Raw genomic sequence first — 23739 nt, forward strand, 5'->3', positions numbered from 1 at the left:
TAGAATATGATCGATATATATATGACACGGCTGCATGAAGCTACTGTCGTTCTGTATGCCTTAAGTGTCTTACTATACTTTATTGATTTCCTACATCATAACCGGAAGGCAAACCGTATTGCCTTCTGGTTACTTGCATTTGTATGGCTTTTGCAAACTGTCTTTCTCTTTTTGTACATGATGAAAACAGGAAGATTTCCTGTATTGACGATTTTTGAAGGATTATATTTTTATGCCTGGGTGCTCATTACTTTGTCATTAGCGTTAAACCGTTTTCTTAGGGTAGATTTTATTGTCTTTTTTACAAATGTCATTGGTTTTATCATTATGGCCATTCATACATTTGCCCCTGTGCAGTATGAATCAAATGTGATGGCTCAAAAGCTCATTTCTGAGTTGCTGTTAATACACATTACAGTTGCGATTTTGTCATATGGGGCATTTTCCTTGTCTTTTGTATTTTCCGTATTATATTTAATTCAGTATGACCTGTTGAAAAGAAAGAAATGGGGCCCAAGGCTATTAAGGGTTGCGGATTTATCGAAGCTGGATAAAACCTCATATGTATTAAATGTGATTGGTGTTCCCATGTTGATGATTAGCTTAATCTTAGGCGTTCAGTGGGCCTATATTAAGGTGCCAGATATGATTTGGTACGATTCTAAAGTGGTCGGTTCTTTTGTCGTTATCGCTGCATACAGCATTTATCTGTATTTAAAAGTAGGCAAAGGGCTTGTCGGGAACCAATTAGCATTATGGAATATTGCATCCTTTCTAATTGTCTTAATTAACTTTTTTCTATTCGGTTCATTATCATCTTTCCATTTCTGGTATTCGTAAATTAGGAGGCTGTCATGAGAAAAATTATCGTAGGTTCACGCAGAAGTAAACTTGCATTAACACAAACAAATTGGGTAATCGATCAATTGAAGGAGATTGACCCATCCTTTGAATTCGAAGTGAAGGAAATTGTCACGAAAGGCGACCGCATATTAGATGTGACACTTTCGAAGGTTGGCGGTAAGGGTTTATTTGTGAAGGAAATCGAGCAGGCCATGCTGGATAAAGAAATTGATATGGCTGTCCACAGTATGAAGGATATGCCGGCAGTTCTGCCTGAAGGGTTAATAATCGGATGTATTCCCGCTAGAGAAGATCATCGGGATGCACTAATATCAAAAGACCATGTTCGTTTCGCAGACCTCAAACCTGGTGCTGTTATTGGTACGAGCAGCTTACGCAGAGGAGCGCAGCTATTAGCTCGCCGACCAGACTTAGAAATTAAATGGATTAGAGGAAATGTAGATACAAGATTAGCTAAGCTTGAAACTGAAGAGTATGATGCGATTCTATTAGCAGCTGCTGGATTAAAGCGGTTAGGCTGGGCAAGTGATGTCGTGACAGAATTATTAGACCCAGATATTTGCTTGCCTGCTATTGGGCAAGGGGCTCTTTCTATTGAATGCCGCAGTGATGATGAAGAACTGCGCGGTTTATTAGATAAATTTACATGCAAGGAAACAGAAGCAACTGTTCGCGCAGAGAGAGCATTCCTTCACAAAATGGAGGGAGGCTGCCAAGTGCCGATCGCTGGCTTTGCGGAGCTTAATGGAGAAGAAATTGTGCTTACCTGCCTGGTTGGCTCTCCTGATGGTAAAGTGATCTACTCAGAACAAGTGAAAGGCTTAGACCCAGAAGAGGTCGGAGTGGAAGCGGCTAATCTCTTAATTAAGCAGGGAGCTAAAGAATTAATCGATCAGGTGAAAGAGGAGCTGGACCAGGAATGACCGGTGGAGGCGAGGGCGTAGGGGCCCTTCCTCTTAAGGGAATGTCAGTCCTCGTTCCTAGAGGGAAGGAGCAAGCGAAAACCTTTTCAAATTTAATTAAAGGATATGGGGGAATTCCTGTTGAAATTCCTCTCATCGCCTTTAAGCCAGTAGAAATTACAGATGAGATTACGAAGATTATTCATCAGTTACATACGTATGACTGGATTATTTTTACGAGCAATGTCACGGTTGAAACCTTTCTTTCCTTTATCGACTCTCCTGAAAGAATGGAGCTGCCCAAAATCGCAGCCATTGGAAAAAAAACAGAAGCCTGCCTGCTGGACGCAGGAATAAAGGTGGATTTTATTCCAAGAGAGTATGTAGCGGAAGGGTTTGTTAAGGATTTCTTGCCGCATGTGAAGGCAGGTATGAATATTTTAATCCCTAAAGGAAAACTGGCTAGAAATATTATTTATACCGCCATAACGGAAAAAGGCGCAAATGTGGACGAGATTATCATGTATGATACTTTCTTTCCTGATGAAAGCAGAACGAAATTAGCTGAGGCATATACGGAAGGAATAATTGATATCCTTGCTTTTACAAGTCCCTCAACTGTTGATCATTTTATGAGAGTGATGAAGGAAAACGAGCTTTATCATCGGCTGGAAAATAGTATAATTAGCTGTATTGGCCCAATTACAAAGGATAGAATTATATCCTACGGACTAAATGTTCACTGTGAGCCGGCCATCTATACAACTGATCATATGCTAGAAAGTATTATTGAATATGTAAATATGAAAAAGTAATTTTTCATTTAGAGGAGTGAGCCTAATGGATATCCAATTTACGAGACATAGAAGACTTCGCCAAAGTCCAAATATGAGAGCTTTAGTCCGTGAGAACCATTTAAGTACAGACGACTTAATTTATCCGATTTTTATTGCTGAAGGACAGAATATTAAAAGAGAAATTTCCTCTATGCCTGGAATTTATAATTTATCTTTAGATCATCTTGAAGAAGAAATGAATGAGGTTGTTTCATTAGGGATTAAATCTGTTCTCCTTTTTGGGATTCCGATTGAAAAAGACGAATGTGGCAACCAAGCTTTTCATGATCATGGAATTGTTCAAGAAGCGACTAGATTTATTAAAGATAAGTTCCCTGATGTCATTGTGATTGCCGATACTTGTCTATGTGAGTACACAAGTCATGGGCATTGCGGTGTGATTGAGAACGGACAAGTATTAAATGACGCTTCACTTGATTTATTAGTGCAAACCGCTGTCAGCCAGGCGAAAGCAGGCGCAGATATTATTGCTCCATCCAATATGATGGATGGATTTGTCGCTGCGATTCGTGCAGGCTTGGATGAAGCTGGCTTTGAAAATGTGCCGATTATGTCTTATGCAGTTAAATATGCTTCAGCATTCTATGGCCCATTCCGTGATGCGGCTGACAGTACACCACAGTTTGGCGATCGTAAAGCCTACCAAATGGATCCGGCGAACCGCATGGAAGCTTTGCGTGAAGCAGAATCCGATTTAATGGAGGGCGCTGACTTTATCATTGTGAAGCCGGGAATGCCTTATCTTGATATCGTCCGTGATGTGAAAAATAATATTAATCTTCCAGTCGTTATTTATAATGTGAGCGGGGAATATTCCATGGTGAAAGCAGCCTCACAAAATGGCTGGATTGATGAAGAGCGTATTGTCATGGAAATGCTAGTTGGAATGAAGCGTGCCGGCTGTGATTTAATTATTACCTACCACGCTAAAGATGCGGCAAGATGGTTGAGAAATCAGTAATTGTTAATAACAACTCCAATAAAAACGAGAAGAGGGATTAAATGCGCTCTTACGAAAAATCTGTTCAGGCGTTTAAAGAAGCAAGCAAATTGATGCCTGGTGGGGTTAACTCACCTGTACGTGCCTTTAAATCAGTAAAGATGGACCCGATTTTCATGGAAAGAGGAAAGGGTTCCAAAATTTATGATATCGATGGCAATGAATATATTGACTATGTTTTATCATGGGGCCCCCTAATTCTAGGACATTCGAATGATCGTGTTGTGGAAGCCATTAAGAAGGTTGCCGAAATGGGTACAAGCTTCGGGGCACCAACTGTTCAAGAAAATGATCTGGCCAAGCTTGTTCAGGAGAGAGTGCCTTCTATTGAAATCGTCCGCATGGTCTCTTCTGGTACAGAAGCAACAATGAGTGCGTTAAGGCTTGCGCGCGGCTATACTGGCCGAAATAAAATTTTGAAATTTGAAGGCTGCTATCACGGACATGGGGATTCCTTGCTTATTAAAGCAGGGTCTGGAGTTGCTACACTTGGACTGCCAGATAGCCCAGGGGTTCCAGAAAGTGTAGCCAAAAATACCATTACTGTTCCTTATAATGATTTAGAAAGTGTTAAGTATGCTTTTGAACAGTTTGGCGAAGATATTGCCTGTATTATTGCCGAGCCTGTTGCTGGGAATATGGGAGTTGTTCCGCCGCTTCCTGGCTTCCTAGAAGGCTTGAGAGAGATCACGACTCAATATGGTGCCCTTCTAATCTTTGACGAGGTTATGACTGGGTTCCGTGTTGACTATCATTGTGCTCAAGGCTATTACAATGTTACACCAGATATCACTTGTTTAGGCAAAGTAATCGGCGGGGGACTTCCTGTTGGTGCCTACGGTGGTAAGGCTGAGATTATGGAGCAAATTGCACCAAGCGGCCCAATTTATCAAGCGGGTACATTGTCTGGAAATCCATTAGCCATGACGGCAGGCTATGAAACATTAAGCCAATTGACACCAGATTCCTATAAAGAATTCCAGCGTAAAGGGGATTTATTAGAGGCAGGCATAAAAGCCGCGGCAGAAAAATATGAAATCCCTCATACTTTCAACCGTGCTGGCTCAATGATCGGTTTCTTCTTTACAAATGAAGATGTCATCAACTATGACAAAGCCAAATCTTCAAACCTTGACTATTTTGCAACCTACTACAGAGAAATGGCTAATCAGGGAATATTCCTTCCACCTTCCCAATTCGAAGGTCTCTTCCTATCCACTGAACATAGTGATGAAGATATCGAAAAAACAATCCAAGCAACAGAAAATGCCTTTTCAAAGCTCAAAGGCTAAATTGACTGACACTCATCTTATTAGATGGGTGTTTTTTTATTTGGCTATGTTAAAGAATGATGTTGATTTTGACCACTGTTGATTGCAGTGGAAGGCACGAAGACTCCTGCGGGAGGAAGCGAAACAGGCGAGACCCCGCAGACACGAAGTGGCGAGGAGGCTCGGCGGTCGCCCGCGGAAAGCGAAGTGCCTGGAACGGAAGATCAACAATCATGTTAACAGAGCCTTTTATTTAAAAACAAGTGAATGTATTTTTTATGTAAGTTTTTTGCCGAGCTGTGATAATTTCAATCATAAAAAAATTGTCATTCTCATAAAGTGTAAATGACATAGTGATTAAACGTAACGGTTATGAAAGGAGGAGTCGCTTTGTCTCAAGGAAACCCATCGTCTTTACGATTTTCTTTAGAGGAATCTGTCTGGTTTCAAAGAGGACAGGAAGTATCTGATTTAATTTCAATATCACTTGACCCAGATATTCTTATTCAAGAAAATGATCAATATGTAACGATTCAAGGAGCACTCGAGCTATCAGGTGAATATAAACGGTATGAATCAGCAGAAATAGAATTTGATGATTCGTTTACCGCTCCGAAATTTATTCAAGTTGTAGAAGAAAGAGAAGAAGGGGTTTGTGAATTCACTCACTTCTTCCCGGTAGACATAACGATACCCAGAAATAGAATTGAAAGTGTCCATAACATTGATGTGTTAGTCGAGTCTTTTGATTATGTTTTTCCTGAAAGAAGCTGCATGAAGTTAACAGCGAATTTAACTATTTCTGGTTTGTACGGGGAACAGCAGCATGCTCCACAAAGGACAGAAACTGAAGACAATGAGCCAGCTTATCATATGGAAGAGGCAACGCCTGAATTAAACTGGAATATAGAAGAAGAGGATGAATCAACTGGGGATAGAGAACCTAGTGCAGAACAGGAAAGCAATATGATTTATGTTCCATTCGAGGCTGAAGCGAAAAAACAGCCTGAAGAAGCAGTGAGAAATGAAGAAGTTGAGGAAGAGGCTGTTGAGGAAAAGATTGAAATACAGCCGGAGATCTCCTTCTCGGCACAAAGAAGCGAAGAAAAAACGCCTTCCGCCGAGGAAATCTATTCGATGCCAAATGTAGAAAAAAGTCCGGTTCAGGCAGTCGAAATAGAAATCGAGCAAGAATCAAGCAGTGACGAATCCTCTGATCATATTGCCAAAAAACAAGAAGCAGATAAAAAGAAGAAAAAGCCATCGAAAAAGAAAAGCATGTCTTTAACTGAATTTTTTGCTCGGAAGACAGAGGATGATGTGGCAAGGCTAAAGGTTTGTATCGTTCAGGTTGGCGATACGATCGATATCATTGCCGAAAGATACGAAATTCCTGTTGGGCGGCTACTCAGTGTGAATCATTTAGAAATTAGTCAGGATATATATGAGGGGCAAGTCCTTTATATCCCAGTTGCTGTTGCCCACAAATAATTTCTAAATCATAGCTGGGCAGGGAAAATAGCAACCTGCTCAGTTTTTCTATTTGTCTAGCTCTAGCACTAGCCGCGTAAACGCTTTTTTATAAAGGCAGGTGATTCTTATGAAAGAGAAGAATCGATTACAGAACGTATATCCAATTTTAAAGCATTATGCAATTGAACCCCATTTTGTTGAGGAAATGGGAAGGGTCCAAAAAATCTATTCAAATAAAGGCGTTTTTGCCTTGAAAAAAATTGACCCTAAAGACGGGGGAGATTTTGTCAAGCACATACAAGGCCTTTATCAAAAGGGCTATAATCGCATCGTGCCCGTCTTTCCAACAATGGATGGAAGGTATGCTGTATTACATGAAAATGAACTTTATTACCTCATGCCCTGGATGATGAATGAAGCAAAAGAATTAAGCCATGAACGCCACCATCAGCTCTTTCGTGAATTAGCAAGATTGCATACTTTATCAGCAACTGAATTAAAGATTAGTAAAGAAGACAGAAGCGAACATTATGAAAAAACACTGTTAGAAAGGGAAAAAGAACAGGAGTTTTTAGAAGGATTTATGGAAGCTTGTGAACAAAGAGACTATTTGTCCCCCTTTGAATTAATGTTCGTTCTTTCCTATAACGAAATGCAGCAGGCTTTAGATTATTCTATTAGAAAGCTGAAAGAGTGGTACGAAAAAACGAAGGATCATGAAAAGGCCCGAATTGTAACCGTTCATGGGAAAATCTCAACAGACCATTTTTTATATGATGACAAGGGCTATGGGTATTTCTCAAACTTTGAACGGGCTAAACAAGGTTCCCCCTTACATGACCTGCTTCCATTTTTGTCAAGAACGTTAAAAACCTATCCAAAAAGATCAGAGGAATGTATTGAGTGGATTTATACGTATTTGAAATACTTCCCTTTAAAAGAGGATGAATTGCTCCTATTTCAAAGCTATTTTGCCCATCCAGGTGCGGTTATTCGTGCAGCTGAGAAATATTACAAAAATCCTTATAGCCATCAGGAGCGGAAGATTCTTCTGCACTATCAAAGACAATATTGGCAAATTAAAAATACGGAATATGTATTAATGAGGATGGAAGAGATCGAGAGGCAAAAGCAAGAAGCAAAAGCGCAGGCAGAGGCAGCAGCAAAACAAGAAGGAGCCCAAAATTAAATAAATTTTGGGCCCTATAATAGCTCCATGCGGAAAGCAACGGCAATTAGTATTAAGACAGCAAGGAATAATACGTCAAACGTAGTTGGAAAAATAATGACTCGTATTCCTTGAAAGCAGCAAAATGGAATAATAAATTGGGTGCAAGCCCCTCTAATTGTTCTTAACCACGGCGGCAGTGTATAAGGATTATACTTTCTTCTCATTTACATGCCCCTTTCCAACTTTTCTCCTTTCATATTATGTGTCATCCTCAATGATCGTGCTTTAAATTTGGAACTATCTGAACGGCTTAAATAGAAAATCGATCATGCTTTAAGGCACCAATCCCGTCCATTTGTATAATATATTGATAAAAAGGGAATAATGATTGACGTAAATCCTATTTATTAGGTACTATATTGATATTAATAAATGAACAGCGTAGATAGGGAAGAGTACGATGGCTATTTGCTTTTAGAGAGGAAAACTATTAGCTGAAAGGTTTTCTAAGCAGATCCGTTGGAAGGTCGCCCTTGAGCTTCTTTCGCGAAAGGATGCAAATTCGAGTAGTGGAAGACGGGAAATCCGTTATCTAGTTAAGAGTCAATCAATTATAGATTGCGGGCGTTAAGTCGTCCCTGCTTTTCTATTTTCGGTTGAAAAAAAGGTGGTACCGCGAAGCAAACTCCATTCGTCCTTTTATGACGAATGGGGTTTTTTGTTTTTTTAGGATAATGGATGTAATCGAAAGGAATGAATGAAATGGAAACGAAGGAATTAACAATGCCGACCAAATATGATCCTCAAACAATTGAACAGGGACGCTATGAATGGTGGCTGAAGGGGAAATTTTTCGAGGCAAAGGATGATGCGGATAAAGAGCCATATACAATCGTTATTCCCCCTCCCAACGTGACAGGAAGGCTTCATTTAGGCCACGCATGGGATACGACTCTACAAGACATTTTGACACGAATGAAGCGTATGCAGGGCTATGATGTTCTATGGCTGCCAGGAATGGACCATGCGGGGATTGCAACTCAGGCAAAAGTAGAGGAAAAGCTTCGCAGTGAAGGAAAAAGCCGCTATGATTTAGGCCGTGAAAAATTTGTTGAAGAAACTTGGAAATGGAAAGAGGAATATGCTAGCCATATCCGCCAGCAATGGTCTAAGCTTGGACTTGGTTTAGATTATTCACGTGAGCGTTTCACACTTGATGAAGGCTTATCAAAGGCTGTTCGTGAAGTATTTGTGAGTTTATACAATAAAGGGCTTATTTACCGGGGCGAATATATTATCAACTGGGACCCTTCAACGAAAACAGCTTTATCAGATATCGAGGTTATTCATAAGGATGTTCAGGGTGCGTTTTACCATATGAGATACCCGCTCACTGATGGCACAGGACATATTGAAATTGCAACAACTCGTCCTGAAACGATGTTAGGTGATACAGCAGTAGCTGTTCATCCGGAAGATGACCGTTATACGCACTTAATTGGGAAAACGGTTAAGCTCCCGATTGTTGGCCGTGAAATTCCAATTGTCGGAGATGATTATGTTGATATGGAATTTGGTTCAGGAGCTGTAAAAATTACACCTGCACATGACCCAAATGACTTTGAAATCGGAAATCGCCATAATCTAGAACGAGTTCTTGTTATGAATGAAGACGGCACAATGAATGATAGAGCCGGCAAATATAAGGATATGGACCGTTTCGAATGCCGTAAGCAAATTGTTAAAGATCTGCAGGAGCAAGGTGTATTATTCAAAATTGAAGAGCATATGCATTCAGTTGGCCACTCTGAACGAAGCGGTGCCGTTGTCGAGCCATATTTATCAACTCAATGGTTCGTAAAAATGCAGCCGTTAGCAGATGAAGCCATTGCCCTGCAGTCGAAGGAAGAAAAAGTAAACTTTGTTCCCGACCGATTTGAAAATACGTACTTGCGCTGGATGGAAAATATTCGCGACTGGTGTATTTCTCGTCAGCTTTGGTGGGGACATCGGATTCCAGCCTGGTACCATAAAGAAACTGGTGAAGTGTATGTAGCGCAAGAAGCTCCAGAAGATATTGAAAACTGGGAACAGGATAAAGATGTCTTAGACACATGGTTCAGTTCTGCTTTATGGCCATTTTCAACAATGGGCTGGCCGGACGTTGAATCAGCGGATTTCAAACGTTATTATCCGACAGACTGTCTCGTTACAGGCTATGATATTATTTTCTTCTGGGTATCTCGGATGATTTTCCAAGGACTAGAATTTACAGAACAAAGACCGTTTAAAGACGTATTAATCCATGGCCTTGTTCGTGATGCGGAAGGACGCAAAATGAGTAAATCCCTTGGCAACGGTGTAGACCCAATGGATGTCATTGATAAGTATGGTGCAGATTCACTGCGTTATTTCTTATCAACAGGAAGCTCTCCAGGCCATGATTTGCGTTTTGGCATGGAAAAGGTTGAAGCAACATGGAATTTTGCGAATAAGATTTGGAACGCATCCCGTTTTGCTTTAATGAATATGGATGGATTAACATTTGAAGAAATCGATTTAACAGGAGAAAAATCGGTTGCTGATAAATGGATTTTAACAAGGTTAAATGAAACGATTGAAACGGTGACAAGATTGTCCGACCGTTATGAATTCGGAGAAGTTGGCCGCGTACTATACAACTTTATCTGGGATGATTTCTGTGATTGGTATATTGAAATGGCGAAGCTTCCGCTATACGGTGAAAATGAAGCGGCAAAGAAAACAACTCGTTCTATATTGGCTTATGTTTTAGACAATACGATGCGTCTATTGCACCCGTTCATGCCGTTTATCACAGAAGAAATTTGGCAGAACCTTCCTCATGCTGGGGAATCCATTACAGTTGCGGAATGGCCTAAAGTAAATGCGGAATTTACAGACACCCGCGCGGCAGGCGAAATGAAGCTTTTAGTAGAAATCATTCGTTCCGTACGTAATAGCCGCGCGGAAGTAAACACTCCGCTAAGCAAGAAAATCAAAATGATTTTAAAGGCCAAAGACGAGTCTGTTCTTAGTACTCTTGAAAATAACCGTGGATACATTGAACGCTTCTGTAATCCAGAAGAGCTGACAGTTGCGATTGAAGTAGAAACACCTGAGAAGGCTATGACTTCTATCGTTACAGGTGCAGAAATTATTCTTCCGCTTGAAGGGTTAATCAATATCGAGGAAGAAGTAGCCCGTCTGCAGAAGGAATGGGAGAAATTAGATAAAGAAGTGGAGCGGGTTCAAAAGAAACTCAGCAATGAAGGCTTTGTCAAAAAAGCTCCGGAAAAGGTAATTGAAGAAGAGAAAGCAAAAATGCAGGACTACAGCGAAAAGCGAGCAGCCGTAGAAGCACGCATTAAAGAATTAAAAGGGGAATAAATTTGGTTGAAGGCGAATCCATATGGGTTCGTCTTCCTCTTGCTATTAAAAAATTACATAATATAACGTCATTTTTGGAGGCAGTAATCATGTTTACAACTTATGAAGAGGCTGTTTCTTGGATTCACTCTAGGCTAAGGCTTGGAGTCAAGCCAGGGCTCAAAAGAATGGAATGGATGATGGAAAAACTGGATCACCCCGAGAGAAGGGTAAAATCGGTGCATATAGGTGGAACGAACGGCAAGGGGTCAACGGTTACTTATCTGCGCTCAATACTCCAGGATGCAGGTTATGCTGTCGGGACGTTCACTTCTCCTTATTTCGAACAATTTAATGAACGAATATCGATCAATGGAATACCGGTAAGCGATGATGAAATTATTAGATTGGCTAATGATATCTACCCCCTTTCACTTGAATTAGAGGAAACAGAGCTCGGCGGTCCAACCGAATTTGAAATTATTACCGCTATGGCTTTACAATATTTTGGACGTGTAAATCCCGTTGACATTGTGCTTTTTGAAGTAGGCCTTGGCGGCAGATTTGATTCAACCAACATAATTTTGCCGATCCTTTCCATTATCACGAATATCGGTCTTGACCATACTGGCATTCTCGGCGACACACATGCAGAGATTGCTTTTGAAAAGGCTGGTATTATTAAACCAGGTGTAAGTGTAATCACAGCTGTTAAACAGGAGGAAGCTCTACAAGTAATCCTTGAAAAAGCAGGAGAACTGAATGCTCCAATCTATTCACTAGGAAACGAAATAGTCATTCGAGAGCACACATCAACCGAAATTGGAGAAGTATTTACGCAAAAAACACCGTTTAAAGAATGGGAAAATCTCGAAATATCAATGGCAGGTAAACATCAGACAGAAAATGCGGCATTAGCCGTTATGGCAGCAGAAGTATTAAATAAGTTTTATTCCTTTTTAATTGAGGACGAGCATCTTTATAGCGGGTTAAAAAAGGCTTATTGGCCAGGAAGATTCGAAATGATGTCTAAAGACCCAGTGGTTGTCATTGATGGCGCCCATAATGAGGAAGGGATTACTGCATTTATACATGAGTTGAAAAATCGCTTTAGCGACAAAAAAATAAACCTCATCTTTACAGCCCTTGCAGACAAAAAACTAGATAAAATGATTGAGAATTTAGATGCAATCGCTGACAAAATTACCTTTGTTGAATTTGACTATCCACGTGCGGCTAAAGCAAAGGACTTATTTGAACTAAGCGGAAATATAAATAAGCATTTTAACCCTGATTGGAAAAAAGCCATTGAAGAAAATATCAGACCACTGCAAGAAAGTGAAATACTTGCAATAACAGGCTCTCTATACTTTTTATCGGAAATGAAGCCTTATCTAGCAAAAATGTTAAAGAAATGATATGTGACATTATTTTGAAAATTTGATAAGATGGTCTTGTTACTATTTTCCTATAAATGTTTGCGAGGAGGGGCGAAAATGATAAGTGCTATTAAGAAAAAGGTAATTTGGGGGCTATGGGTCCTTATTTTCCCACCAAGCTTATGGCTAATCTATCAGTTATACCCTCCTCATATAACTGTAGCCGAAATTGACATTTTTGTTTTCCTAATTCTTGCGCTCTTTGTAGCAGCAACCCCAATGATAATAAACGGAACACCTATTTTCCTATTACAGTGGGTTGCCTGGGCTTTATTTTTAACTTTTGGCTTGTTTATTGAATTGATTATCGTTCAGTTAACGTTAATCGCCTTATTTATAAGAGTTAAATTAACAAAAGAACAAATTTTTCGGCTTCCCCTAAACTCACTTATGTTTTTGTTCGTTTCCTTCCTGAGCGGTACAATTTATTACAAGCTTGGCGGCAGCCCTGGTGCAAGATTAGCGGAAATGGATCATTCTTTTTGGCTGATTCCTATTTATCCGATTCTCTATTATATATTTAATCATTTCTTTATTTGGATCATTAATATGGTTCTTTATAATGGGAAACGAGAGACATTTGGCATTGATTTTATTTGGGAAACTGTAACGACAATTATTACTTTCCCAATGGGTTTTGTTCTTTTCATTCTATACAAAGAATTGGGTCTCGTTGCCCTTATTTTTGTCGGAATTCCATTTGCGAGCCTTTCTATTATATTGAATTTGTATTATTCTAGCAGAAAAATCAATGAATTATTGCAAAACGCGACAGAAATCGGCCACCAGCTCGCTGAGAGTTTAAATGTAGATGAGGTCCTCGATTTATTTATACAGAAGCTGACCGAAATGCTGCCTGTTGATTATGCTTATATTCTCGATATTATTGATAATGAGGAACTACAAATTATTCGCCAGGTTGAAAAGGGAGAAATAAAATCTTCAAAAATAGAACCGCTACGGAAAAGCGAAGGGATTAGCGGTCTTGTTTGGCAACAGAAGAAAGCAGCACTTTTCAACTCTCAAAAAGAATGGAAGAATATCGTGAAAGGCTATATGCCTGATAAGGTCGAAAGCGTTTTAAGTATGCCGATTGTCCGCAATAGTGAGGCCATCGGGGTACTTTTTCTAGCATCTTCTCAGAAAAGGGCCTATGAAAAATCCCAGCTCATGATCGTCGATATCCTATGCTCCCACTTTGCTATTGCAATCGAAAATGCTAGAAACTATGAAAAAACAAAAGCACAAAGCGAACGCTGTGCCTTAACAAAGCTATACAATTACCGTTACTTTGAAAATCGTCTAAGCTTTGAGTGCGAAAAATTAAAAAATCAGGAAAGAGAAGTAATCTCTCTAATTATTCTAGATATTGATCATTTCAAGTCGGTTAACGATATGTATGGTCATCAAAGCGGGAATGAAATTCTATATCAGCTTGCTAATCTTCTAACAGACTTAATAGGGCAAAAAGGCACAATTGCACGATACGGGGGAGAAGAGTTCGTGATCCTTCTTCCAAATATAGAAAAAAGCAATGCTGTCAAAATAGCTGAACAGGTTAGACAAAAAATCGCAGACTACATTTTCACACTCGAACACCATATCGGGAAAAACGAACAAATCCAGCAAGTCCATATCACAGCATCCATCGGAGTCGCCGCTGCCCCTCATGACGCAGACGAACCCCTCGCACTCATTCGCCACGCCGACCGGGCCCTATATGTCGGTGCAAAACGAGCGGGGAGGAATCGAGTGGCGGAGTATGTGAAATAGTTAAGACCCCCAAGGTTTTTGGGGGTCTTTCTATTTACGCTATTAAATATAAGGAATGCACTTTTATCGGTTCATGGTGCGTGTTTTGTGGTGTCTTTTGGTGAAAGGATGACTATGAAGCGTTCATGGTGCGCGTTTTGAGGAATCTTCATTCGAAACGAGGACTATGAAGTGTTCATGGAGCGTGTTTTGAGTGATCTTCATACAAAACGATGACTATGAAGCGTTCATGGTGCGTGTTTCGAGGGGTCTTCGTTCAAAACGAAGACTATGAAGTGTTCATGGAGCGTGTTTTGGGGAAACTTCAATCAAAACGATGACTATGAAGCGTTCATAGTGCGTGTTATGAGGAATCTTCATTCAAAATGATGACTATGAAGTGTTCATGGAGCGTGTTATGAGGAATCTTCATTCAAAATGATGACTATGAAGTGTTCATGGAGCGCGTTTTTGGGAAACTTCAATCAAAACGATGACTATAAAGTGTTCATGGAGCGCGTTTTGAGGAGGAATCAGGTAGATGAGTATGAGAAATAGGAAAACCCCCAACAAAATTTTGGGGGGGCTTATCTCTTTTATAAGGTAATTAGGAAATGATAGTATTCAAAATCAAAAAATAAACTTCTTACCGATATACGCATAGGTGATATCGGCTTTACTATATTGTATTAGTAATATTCTGCTTCAATATTAGGGTGTACTAACCAATTGTAAAGACCGCCTCCAATAGGCTCAGAAGTACGTAAACAGTTCTTATTAAATGCATCATACCCGGTATCCTCTGGTAAATAAGGTGACCATTGATTGTTTTTCCACAAATAAATGTCACCCTTTACACAAACCGAAGCTTTATTTTTTACATTAGTTATTTGCTTTTTAAAATATGCATTTTGTTGAATGGTGATTTCTGCGTGGGTATCAATAACCTCAATTTGACTATCAAATAGGGCATTGCCTCCAACATTTAAAACAGATTTTGTCCCAAAATTAACTCTGCCCATAGCCATAAAATTCCCATCAACATTTATGATATTGTGATTATCAGTGTGTAAGGCTCCGCCAATAAATAAATCATTTTCTACATCCAAAATTGAGGTATTACTCCCCGCAGTTTTCATTCCAAGACTTCCATTAATTATCAAATTATTGTTAAAAGCCCAGTTTGACTTTTTCTGTATATCAACTGAACCTAATAACTCGACAAAGGCATCAGTGCTGAATGGGTTTTTGTTTGTCTGTGAATACACAACGCTGACATTCTTTAGATTCTTAATATCATCAAGGGTTAAGATTTGGGTTTTACTGCCAGAGAATGTAGGTTTCTTTGGAACTTGTTCGAATGGATCAAGTTTAATATTATCATTACCATTACCATTGTTTAATGGTGCAATTGTTATGGTTGCATCAATTACAGCATCACTATTATCTTTCTCCTTTATGGATCCATTGCTAGTGACAAAAAGCACAATTTCATTTTTATCTAAATTACACCCTCCATTAATATCCTTTGTTGAATAACTGCCAGTTTCAAGTGGAGGTGACAGAACACTAACACTGAATTTGCTCACTTTGCTATACAAATTGTTACAATATGCTATTCTAGAAGCTTCTTGATCTATTATTTTTTTATCTTTGTCTTTATACTTTAAATAGTTATTTGGATCTGCATTAAATACCATTACTCTTTGATCAATCAAGGTTTTATAATGCAAAACCCCCATTTCAGCCAAGTGCCTTGCTTGAACATTTTCTTCCTTTTTATTAAATTGTTTGGTGGATGAAAGATTCATCGACAGCATAGTTAACCCTATTGTTGTAAAAAGGATCATTAACAATAAGACAGTAGGAAGTGCCCCTCCCTTTTCATTATGAAACATCTTTATTCCACCTCTCAATTTAACTTACTGAATGTTGTTTCGACAGTATATGTTAATCCATCTTTTTCTAGCTCTAAATAGAAGTGAACTGGATTGCTTTTTCTTGAAACATTAAGGACTATATAGTTAAATCCTTCTGATATGACCTTTCCATCCATTTTTAATATATTGTCTTGAACAGAAAGTTTGATAGGGTTACTCATTTTTCCTTCATCGTACTTTCTCAAGTATTCTCTTCGGACTATTTCGGTAATATAGTTAGCTTCTTGTTGCAGCAGTTGATTTGTAGTATTTCGGTTATATGCTTTTTTTCCATCTATTAAAATACTGCTAAGTAATGTAATGATCAAAGCTAGGATAGTGATGGTAGCTAATAGTTCAACTAAAGTAAAACCACGCTGATTATTCATGTTGTTTCCTCCTCTTTTATGTACATTTCAGTTGTAAAAAAGGAATCAGCGATATTACTTTGTGGAATTGACGTTACATCGATCTTTATCCTTCTTAATTTAGAAGAAATAATTTCTTTTATCTCAATTTTAACTTTATATTCAGCATATGTTGTATCGTTTACATAAAAAACACCATTCTCTAGCCTATAACCCTTTTGTAACAGTTGTTTGTAAGACGATAAATTTCGAATGTCTCCTACTACTTTTTCGCCAACATCAATAGCAGTTAACTTTTCTTTGTTATAATGGGTAAACTTGGCGGACTGAATAAAAATTGTAAAAAATGTTATTAGTACTATTGATAAAAGTGTTATAGCTACCAAAATTTCAATAAGAGTTAATCCTTTTTCATTTTTCAAAAACCTCATGCTTTTATCCCCCATTAAAACCAAAATTCATAGTGTAGTAAATTTTGATTAAAAAACTACAAAATCAACCATATTCCAGTATTGAGCTCTTTCCATACAATTAACTTTATTATACAATATGAATCATTCAAGATAAGTTTTTATTTAGGTCTATTATAGTAGTTTTTGATAATCTGTAACATTTTTCCTAAGGTTTTTGTGATAAATTCGAATTATAATTTTCTATGGGGGGGTTGAGGAATGATAACTATTATATTTTCGATAGTTTCACTGGTTATTCTTACGCCCGTTCTGCTTTTCATGCCGATTGGAATTTCAAATAAGTGGAAAATCTGTTTGGTTGGAGTTGCTTTCTTACTAGCAAATATAGGACTTATGGCTAACATGCAAATTCCATTTTATCAAGCAATATTGATTATTGTTCTACTTTGTGGATTAATTGCCCTTTTGTTAGAGAAAAGAGTAGTGGCAATTCCTCAATCCAAAGTAGAATCTGAATCGATACATAAGAAAATCATTTCTATTGAAAAAGAAACTGTACATAGTGAAAATGAGAAACTAAACATAATCATTGAAAAAGAAAATTTAACAACTGTGATAAGTGAAGTAGCTGTAAGTAGCGAGATCTCTCAAGAAGATGATGATTTAATAAAATTGGCATATTCTATCGACAAGCAAGACGAAGCCGCAGAGGAAATTAAAATAGGTGTACATAAAAAGTTTGAAACTGAAAAAACGGAAAATCCTTTGGACTTCGACGAGGATGTATCATTTCTAGAAAATCGGGTGGCAGCAATCACCATTAAAGGAGAAGTGGGTAGTACGGATCTTCAGGAGAATCATTCCGAAAAAGCTTATATGTCCGAAATTGAGAGATTACTCGATGGAAATGACATAGGGGATGGAACAGAAAAGATGCCTAATACAATTACGCCTATTTCTCAACCTGTAATGGAAGAGCTAGAGGAAATTGTGTTTACAAAAGAACTTCAAATAAAAGAAGATAATAAGAAATCAAAAGATTTGAATGAAGAAATCGAAATTGAAGAACTAATTTTTCATAAATAAGTAAGCATCATTGAAAGGGAGTCGGCTAGGTGAAAAACAAGCAGGGAGTTAAAATTTTTATTGTGCTTTTTCTTTGTACTTTTTTTATCTTCGCCTTCTCGCATTATGGTGCTTCGGCCTTCAATTCGATAATCAAAAATGGAGACATTTTTGGTGAGAATACGATGGTTGGAAATGTTAACATTTCGGGTAAAAATGAATTAGAGGCGATAAGAGCAGTAGATGAGCAGTTAACCCTTTGGTTAGATGAAATGGTAATAAATATTCATTTTAAAGAAAAACAGATTCAGTTAGACAATGCTTTGATTCGGTTTAATGTGACGGAATCCGTTAAAACTGCACAACATGGACAGAGGAATATGGTGATTGTCCATTTTGAAGAGAACACACTAGAAGAATCCATCTTGAATTCATACCCGACAATAGATTCCCAGACTATTAATTTTGAGAAATTACAAACGGATTTGTTAAATAGTGCTGCACAATTACAATCTGAACAACTTGAATTAAAACTAGAAGACTATCTGACTAGTTCAACTTTCAATGAAGATGTTGTGCTTCATGAAGTTCAAGTTAAAACAGATGACGTTCAGTTAAGCAGTATAATTGATAAACCTATTGAGATTCCAGCCAATAGTAGGTTCTCTTTGCTCAAGTTAATTGAAGAAAAAGGGCTTAACGATGTGTCTGAAGAGGCTCTAAATGCCATAGCTTCTGGCATATACCAATTAATTTTGCCGACTAACTTTGCAATTATTGAAAGAAATATTGGGAATGAAAAGCCTGATTTCATTCCATTAGGTTTTGAAGCAAAAATAGATTTACAAAAAAATATGGATCTGATTTTTGCTAATCCAAATAAAATACCATACGAAATTAATATGGAGTTTTTTGACAATACATTAATCTTTTCACTTAAAGGGAAATCTTTTTTACATACGTATGAGGTTGTTTCAAAGGATGAACAAAGCTTTAAACCGAAGATTATAAAACAGTATAATTCTTTGTTGGAACCTGGTGAAAAAGTGGTTGAAAGGCAAGGAAAGGAAGGCTTGTTTATTAAAGTTTTTCGAGCGATTTATGATGAAAAAGGCGCATTTTTAAGGAGTGAAGCTATTTCAGAAGATTTCTATCCTCCTATTCATCAAATTGAAGTGAATGGTCTCATTAATAACGCCGAAGTTGAAGCTGACATTCAAGAAGAGACAGGTTCGGAAAATGCTGAGTCGCTAGATAATAATCAACAGAGTAATAATAGCAATTCGACAAGTTCTGAGACGGATGAAGAGGCAATTGGAGGAGTGCTTGAATCGAATAGTGATCTCTGGGGCAAGCCCATTGAGCAAATGAAATAATCATATAAAGCAGGGATAGTACATGAAACAAAATCGGCAGCGGCTTGGTGATTTACTTGTAAATGCTGGCCTTATTACAGAAGAGCAGCTTGTAGTAACATTAAAGGAAAAGAGCGATGGGCAAAAGCTTGGTGATGCTCTTCTTCAAAGGGGATATATTACAGAACAGCAGCTTATTGAAGTACTTGAATTCCAGCTTGGCATTCCACATATAAGCCTGTATCGATATCCATTTGATACAAAGCTATTCAATATTATTCCAAAAGAGATAGCAAAGCGTCAGCTCTTAATTCCTATGAAAAGAGACGGGGACAAGCTATTCGTCGCTATGGCAGATCCAATGGACTTTTTTGCGATTGATGATTTACGTCTATCAACAGGATTCCAAATAGAGACGGCTATTGCAACGAAAGATGATATTTTAAGAGCGATAAACAAGTATTATGACATCGATGAGGGCTTTGAAGAATTACTGGGTGAGGATACGCAAACGGAGACAGTTCAAGAAGAAATAACTGATCAGGATTCACCCATTGTAAAATTAGTGAACCAAATTTTATCAAATGCTGTTACGATGAAAGCTAGTGATATTCACATTGACCCACAGGAAACGAAAGTTGTTGTTCGTTATAGAATTGATGGGGTCCTTAGAGTAGAACGGGTTCTACCAAAGCACATGCAGGGTGTTCTTATTGCCAGAATCAAAATACTCGCAAACCTAGATATTACAGAGCACCGAATTCCGCAGGACGGAAGAATTAAAGTAAACCTTGACTTTCATCCTGTTGATTTACGTGTTTCCACTTTGCCTACTGTATTTGGCGAAAAAGTGGTTATGCGGATTCTCGATTTAGGCAGCTCTTTAAATGATATAAACAAGCTAGGTTTCAATAAATTAAATTTAAAGCGATTTAAAGACATGATCGAAAGGCCAACGGGAATTGTTCTGTTAACAGGCCCTACAGGTTCTGGGAAATCATCGACTTTATATGCGGCATTAAACCAGTTAAACAGTGAAGAAGTGAATATTATTACGATTGAAGATCCGGTTGAGTACCAACTTGAAGGCATTAATCAAATTCAAGTAAATTCCAATATCGGGATGACATTTGCGGCAGGCTTGCGCTCTATTCTTCGTCAAGACCCTAATATCATTATGGTCGGTGAGATTCGGGATAAGGAAACAGTTGAAGTCGCTATCAGGGCGTCTTTGACAGGACATTTAGTATTAAGTACTTTACATACAAATGACTCCATCGGGACCATTACAAGACTGATGGATATGGGGGTTGAGCCTTTCCTAGTTGCCTCCTCTTTAAGCGGAATTGTCGCCCAGCGTCTCGTAAGGCGGATATGCAGAGACTGCTCAGAAGAACATGTTCCATCTAAGCGTGAGGTTGAAATCTTTGCAAAAAGAGGCATGAACATTGAAAAAGTAACTCGTGGACGCGGATGTTCATCTTGTAATATGACGGGTTATAAAGGGAGGCTTGCGATTCATGAAGTTCTTGTCGTAAATGATGACATAAGAAGAATGATTATGAATGGCGAATCTATTTCAAGATTAAGAGAGTTAGCGATCCAAAATAAAACCATTTTCCTTATTGATGATGGTTTATTAAAGGTGAAACAAGGGGTAACAACAACAGAAGAAGTTCTAAGAGTCGCAATACTTGAATAGGGGTGCGAAAGATGAAGGAAAAAATAGATTATTTATTACGCGCCGCATTTGAATTAAAAGCATCAGATTTACATTTAACTGTAGGCATACAGCCAGTCCTTAGAATCAATGGGGATTTAAAAAAATATGGGAAGGACACATTAAAGCCTGAGGAAACTGAGGGGATGGCACGTGCGATTGTCCCAGAACATATGTGGGAGCAATTCAAGGAAAAAGGCGAATTGGATTTTTCCTACGGCATTCCCGGTGTTTCCAGATTCCGTGTAAATACATATCAACAGAGGTCGTGTATTGCATTGGCGATTCGTGTCGTGCCAACAAGAATCCCGACAATTGATGAACTGGAGCTGCCGAATATTTTACGGAAAATTTCCGAAAAGCCACAGGGCCTTGTTCTTGTCACAGGACCAACAGGGAGCGGAAAGTCAACGACTCTTGCTTCAATGATCCAATATATGAATGAAACGATGCGTAAGCATATTATTACACTTGAGGATCCGATTGAGTATTTGCACAAGCATGGGAACTCGATTATTGATCAGCGGGAGGTTGGCTTTGATACGAGAAATTTTGCCAACGGTTTGAGGGCTGCCTTGCGTCAGGACCCAGACATTATTTTAGTCGGTGAGATGCGTGATTTGGAAACAATTCAAACCGCGATTACCGCTGCGGAAACTGGACATTTAGTTTTGGGTACTTTACATACATCAAGCGCTCCTGCAACGATTAATCGGATTATTGACGTATTTCCTCCAGCACAGCAGCCGCAAATTCGAATTCAGCTAGCTTCTGTTTTAGTGGGAATTGTTTCGCAGCGTCTTTTTCAGAGGGAAGATAGAAAAGGCCGGAAAGCAGCGACTGAAATTCTCATAAACAATTCAGCTGTTGCCAACCTAATACGAAATGAAAAAATTCATCAAATCATTAGTATCATGCAAACTTCACGGGCGCAAGGGATGCATACGCTTGAGGCGAGTATTAAAGATCTTATTCAATCCGGCATAATCTCAAAGGATGCGGCCGAACCATTTTTACAGGAGCTGCTAGTTTAATATGGCACGGTTTAAATATTCCGGCAGAGACCGAAAAGGGAAAGTAGAAGGAGTCATAAATTCCACATCCAAACGGGAAGCAATGTTTAAGCTTCGAGAGGATGGCATCAGAATTCTTGAAATAACAGAGGTGCCTGAATCCATTTTTACAAAGGATATCTCTATTGGAAATCCCGTGAAGCTTCAGCATTTTGTCATTTATCTTCGACAGTTTTCTACCCTTTTAAAGGCAGGAGTTTCAGTAGTAGACTCTACGAAAATACTATCAGCTCAAACAGAGAGTAAAGCATTGAAAAAAGCTTTACTTGATATTGAACAGGATTTACGTGAAGGAAATCCTTTGTCAGATGCAGCTGCAAAACATAAGGAAATCTTTACACCAATGTTTATTAATATGGTTCGAGCCGGTGAAGCTGGCGGGAATATGGATGAAACATTGGACCGGCTAGCTGAGCATTATGAAAAGCAGCATGGCACACGGCAGAAAATTAAATCCGCACTTGCTTATCCAATAGTTGTTGGTATTGTAGCAATTGGAGTAGTTATTTTCCTATTAGTATCCGTTGTTCCTACGTTTGTCGCCATGTTCGAAGATTTTGGCGGGGAACTGCCTGCAATAACGAAGTTTGTTTTAAGTTCAAGTGAGTTTATGCAGAGGTATTGGTGGTTAATCGTTCTGTTTTTCTTTGCACTAGCCATTAGTATTGTTATGCTTAGAAAAAATCCGCAGACAAAATACTATTTGGATTACTTTATCCTGCGAATTCCTATATTCGGTAAAATGCTGCAAAAGGCAGTCCTTGCTAGAATGACAAGGACGCTTAGTTCATTATTTACTAGTTCAGTGCCCATATTGCAAGCTATGACGATTGTCGAAAGAGTTGTAGAGAATGAGGTAATTGCCAAGGTTATTCGTGAGTCTAGAAACTCTCTTGAAAGGGGGCGATCACTAACTGAACCGATGAAAAAACACTGGGCCTTTCCTCCTCTAGTAACACAAATGATTGTGATCGGGGAAGAAACAGGATCACTAGATGCTATGCTTGGAAAAGTAGCTGATTTCTATGAAAAAGAGGTAGAAAACAGTACGGATAGAATTAAATCTCTTATTGAACCGTTAATGATTGTCTTCCTTGCTGGCATTGTCGGAACAATTGTGACTTCTATTATGGTACCAATGTTTGAAATCTTTAACCAGGTTGGATAATGTTTGCAATTTATTAACATTTTTATCTATTATTTTATTTAGTTTCTAGTATAATTATAGATAGGTATTAAGTCTTAATTTATTCTTATTTGAGAGGAAGGTTTGTATGTTAAAAATGATTGGAAAAAAACTGAAAAATCAGCGTGGGTTGACGTTGGTTGAGTTATTGGCTGTTGTCGTTATTTTGGGTATTATTGCCGCAATTGCGGTGCCAAGCATAGGCGGAATTATTCAGAAGTCAAAAGAGGATGCAGTAAAGGCTGAGGCTGTGCAGGTATTGAATGCTGCAAAATTATTTAGTGCTTCTACTCAAGTTACAGCTTCAACAACATTAACTAATACTAGCACTCCTAATCTAAATCAGTATTTGGATAATCCCGGAACCTATTCTATTACAATAGCTCCTGGAACTGATGGGAAAATCACCTATTCTAATGTGAATGTTGATAAAAAAGGAATTAAATTTATATTCTCTACAGAGGCCGATGTAATTTCTGGAAGTGGTACTAAAGGAACAGCTACAACAACCCCTTAAGGTAAAA

20 protein-coding genes and 1 other annotated feature are annotated in these 23739 nt (G+C 38.5%); of the genes, 16 read left to right on the forward strand and 4 right to left on the reverse strand.

The genetic code is table 11. From position 1 onward, the window contains the following. Positions 1–6 precede the first annotated feature (6 nt). The 7 genes from AR328_RS07635 (at position 7) to ysxE (ending at position 7556) form a co-directional block, all read left to right on the forward strand. On the forward strand, positions 7–840 hold the full coding sequence (locus AR328_RS07635) for a cytochrome c biogenesis protein (RefSeq protein WP_066292763.1): 834 nt from the start codon (positions 7–9) through the stop codon (positions 838–840). Between the two features lie 14 nt (positions 841–854). Next, positions 855–1787 (forward strand): hydroxymethylbilane synthase, encoded by a 933-nt coding sequence (gene hemC, locus AR328_RS07640; protein ID WP_066292766.1) that lies wholly within the window; start codon positions 855–857, stop codon positions 1785–1787. Next, positions 1784–2581: a uroporphyrinogen-III synthase gene (locus AR328_RS07645; protein ID WP_066292771.1), complete on the forward strand. Its 798-nt coding sequence runs from the start codon at positions 1784–1786 to the stop codon at positions 2579–2581. Before hemC ends, AR328_RS07645 begins: the two co-directional genes overlap by 4 nt. A 25-nt stretch (positions 2582–2606) precedes the next feature. Then, positions 2607–3584 (forward strand): porphobilinogen synthase, encoded by a 978-nt coding sequence (gene hemB / locus AR328_RS07650; protein WP_066292775.1) that lies wholly within the window; start codon positions 2607–2609, stop codon positions 3582–3584. A gap of 41 nt (positions 3585–3625) precedes the next feature. Further along, positions 3626–4915, forward strand: a complete 1290-nt coding sequence (hemL, locus tag AR328_RS07655; protein ID WP_066292793.1) for a glutamate-1-semialdehyde 2,1-aminomutase — start codon at positions 3626–3628, stop codon at positions 4913–4915. 369 nt (positions 4916–5284) lie between these two features. After that, positions 5285–6385, forward strand: a complete 1101-nt coding sequence (gene spoVID / locus AR328_RS07660; RefSeq protein WP_066292805.1) for a stage VI sporulation protein D — start codon at positions 5285–5287, stop codon at positions 6383–6385. Between the two features lie 109 nt (positions 6386–6494). After that, the gene (gene ysxE / locus AR328_RS07665; RefSeq protein WP_066292812.1) at positions 6495–7556 is read left to right on the forward strand and encodes a spore coat protein YsxE; all 1062 of its coding nucleotides are present in this window, start codon (positions 6495–6497) and stop codon (positions 7554–7556) included. Between the two features lie 14 nt (positions 7557–7570). Here the strand turns inward: ysxE and AR328_RS07670 are convergent, their stop codons facing one another. Next, positions 7571–7762, reverse strand: a complete 192-nt coding sequence (locus AR328_RS07670; RefSeq protein WP_066292814.1) for a hypothetical protein — start codon at positions 7760–7762, stop codon at positions 7571–7573. A 209-nt stretch (positions 7763–7971) separates the two neighbouring features. Next, positions 7972–8240 (forward strand) — a binding site (T-box leader). A 60-nt stretch (positions 8241–8300) separates the two neighbouring features. Here AR328_RS07670 and AR328_RS07675 point away from each other — a divergent pair. The 3 genes from AR328_RS07675 (at position 8301) to AR328_RS07685 (ending at position 14137) form a co-directional block, all read left to right on the forward strand. Next, positions 8301–10946 carry a valine--tRNA ligase gene (locus AR328_RS07675; protein ID WP_066294608.1) on the forward strand — a complete coding sequence of 882 codons (2646 nt, stop codon included), beginning with the start codon at positions 8301–8303 and terminating at the stop codon, positions 10944–10946. 89 nt (positions 10947–11035) lie between these two features. Then, positions 11036–12343 carry a bifunctional folylpolyglutamate synthase/dihydrofolate synthase gene (locus AR328_RS07680; protein ID WP_066294611.1) on the forward strand — a complete coding sequence of 436 codons (1308 nt, stop codon included), beginning with the start codon at positions 11036–11038 and terminating at the stop codon, positions 12341–12343. A 78-nt stretch (positions 12344–12421) separates the two neighbouring features. Further along, a complete protein-coding gene (locus tag AR328_RS07685) occupies positions 12422–14137 on the forward strand; it encodes a sensor domain-containing diguanylate cyclase (protein ID WP_082677160.1) in 1716 nt (571 codons plus the stop codon). A gap of 668 nt (positions 14138–14805) precedes the next feature. On the opposite strand, the gene AR328_RS07690 is transcribed toward AR328_RS07685, so the two are convergent. The 3 genes from AR328_RS07690 to AR328_RS07700 are packed head-to-tail and all read right to left on the reverse strand — an operon-like array spanning position 14806 to position 16834. Further along, the gene (locus tag AR328_RS07690; protein WP_066292816.1) at positions 14806–16014 is read right to left on the reverse strand and encodes a hypothetical protein; all 1209 of its coding nucleotides are present in this window, start codon (positions 16012–16014) and stop codon (positions 14806–14808) included. A gap of 14 nt (positions 16015–16028) precedes the next feature. Next, positions 16029–16424 (reverse strand): PilW family protein, encoded by a 396-nt coding sequence (locus AR328_RS07695; protein WP_066292818.1) that lies wholly within the window; start codon positions 16422–16424, stop codon positions 16029–16031. Beyond that, the gene (locus tag AR328_RS07700; RefSeq protein ID WP_066292820.1) at positions 16421–16834 is read right to left on the reverse strand and encodes a type IV pilus modification PilV family protein; all 414 of its coding nucleotides are present in this window, start codon (positions 16832–16834) and stop codon (positions 16421–16423) included. The genes AR328_RS07695 and AR328_RS07700 overlap by 4 nt, the downstream gene beginning before the upstream one ends. Positions 16835–17074: 240 nt before the next feature. On the opposite strand from AR328_RS07700, the gene AR328_RS07705 reads away from it, so the two are divergent. The 6 genes from AR328_RS07705 (at position 17075) to AR328_RS07730 (ending at position 23732) form a co-directional block, all read left to right on the forward strand. Then, a complete protein-coding gene (locus tag AR328_RS07705) occupies positions 17075–17902 on the forward strand; it encodes a hypothetical protein (protein ID WP_066292823.1) in 828 nt (275 codons plus the stop codon). A gap of 29 nt (positions 17903–17931) precedes the next feature. After that, positions 17932–19257: a VanW family protein gene (locus AR328_RS07710; RefSeq protein ID WP_066292826.1), complete on the forward strand. Its 1326-nt coding sequence runs from the start codon at positions 17932–17934 to the stop codon at positions 19255–19257. Positions 19258–19279: 22 nt separating this feature from the next. After that, positions 19280–20938, forward strand: coding sequence for a GspE/PulE family protein (locus AR328_RS07715; protein ID WP_066292829.1), 1659 nt, complete (start codon positions 19280–19282; stop codon positions 20936–20938). An 11-nt stretch (positions 20939–20949) separates the two neighbouring features. After that, positions 20950–21990 carry a type IV pilus twitching motility protein PilT gene (locus AR328_RS07720; RefSeq protein ID WP_066292834.1) on the forward strand — a complete coding sequence of 347 codons (1041 nt, stop codon included), beginning with the start codon at positions 20950–20952 and terminating at the stop codon, positions 21988–21990. A 1-nt stretch (position 21991) separates the two neighbouring features. Further along, positions 21992–23197 (forward strand): type II secretion system F family protein, encoded by a 1206-nt coding sequence (locus AR328_RS07725; protein ID WP_066292840.1) that lies wholly within the window; start codon positions 21992–21994, stop codon positions 23195–23197. A 106-nt stretch (positions 23198–23303) separates the two neighbouring features. Further along, positions 23304–23732, forward strand: coding sequence for a type IV pilin protein (locus AR328_RS07730; RefSeq protein ID WP_066292844.1), 429 nt, complete (start codon positions 23304–23306; stop codon positions 23730–23732). The last annotated feature ends 7 nt before the right edge of the window (positions 23733–23739 follow it).

The organism is Bacillus sp. FJAT-29937, from assembly GCF_001509555.1.
GTDB lineage: Bacteria > Bacillota > Bacilli > Bacillales > Cytobacillaceae > Cytobacillus.

Coding starts and splice junctions, on each gene's coding strand:
- AR328_RS07635 (WP_066292763.1), top strand. CDS start 7: ATGATCGATATATATATGACACGGCTGCATGAAGCTACTGTCGTTCTG.
- hemC (WP_066292766.1), top strand. CDS start 855: ATGAGAAAAATTATCGTAGGTTCACGCAGAAGTAAACTTGCATTAACA.
- AR328_RS07645 (WP_066292771.1), top strand. CDS start 1,784: ATGACCGGTGGAGGCGAGGGCGTAGGGGCCCTTCCTCTTAAGGGAATG.
- hemB (WP_066292775.1), top strand. CDS start 2,607: ATGGATATCCAATTTACGAGACATAGAAGACTTCGCCAAAGTCCAAAT.
- hemL (WP_066292793.1), top strand. CDS start 3,626: ATGCGCTCTTACGAAAAATCTGTTCAGGCGTTTAAAGAAGCAAGCAAA.
- ysxE (WP_066292812.1), top strand. CDS start 6,495: ATGAAAGAGAAGAATCGATTACAGAACGTATATCCAATTTTAAAGCAT.
- AR328_RS07670 (WP_066292814.1), bottom strand. CDS start 7,762: ATGAGAAGAAAGTATAATCCTTATACACTGCCGCCGTGGTTAAGAACA.
- AR328_RS07675 (WP_066294608.1), top strand. CDS start 8,301: ATGGAAACGAAGGAATTAACAATGCCGACCAAATATGATCCTCAAACA.
- AR328_RS07680 (WP_066294611.1), top strand. CDS start 11,036: ATGTTTACAACTTATGAAGAGGCTGTTTCTTGGATTCACTCTAGGCTA.
- AR328_RS07685 (WP_082677160.1), top strand. CDS start 12,422: ATGATAAGTGCTATTAAGAAAAAGGTAATTTGGGGGCTATGGGTCCTT.
- AR328_RS07690 (WP_066292816.1), bottom strand. CDS start 16,014: ATGTTTCATAATGAAAAGGGAGGGGCACTTCCTACTGTCTTATTGTTA.
- AR328_RS07695 (WP_066292818.1), bottom strand. CDS start 16,424: ATGAATAATCAGCGTGGTTTTACTTTAGTTGAACTATTAGCTACCATC.
- AR328_RS07700 (WP_066292820.1), bottom strand. CDS start 16,834: ATGAGGTTTTTGAAAAATGAAAAAGGATTAACTCTTATTGAAATTTTG.
- AR328_RS07705 (WP_066292823.1), top strand. CDS start 17,075: ATGATAACTATTATATTTTCGATAGTTTCACTGGTTATTCTTACGCCC.
- AR328_RS07715 (WP_066292829.1), top strand. CDS start 19,280: ATGAAACAAAATCGGCAGCGGCTTGGTGATTTACTTGTAAATGCTGGC.
- AR328_RS07720 (WP_066292834.1), top strand. CDS start 20,950: ATGAAGGAAAAAATAGATTATTTATTACGCGCCGCATTTGAATTAAAA.
- AR328_RS07725 (WP_066292840.1), top strand. CDS start 21,992: ATGGCACGGTTTAAATATTCCGGCAGAGACCGAAAAGGGAAAGTAGAA.
- AR328_RS07730 (WP_066292844.1), top strand. CDS start 23,304: ATGTTAAAAATGATTGGAAAAAAACTGAAAAATCAGCGTGGGTTGACG.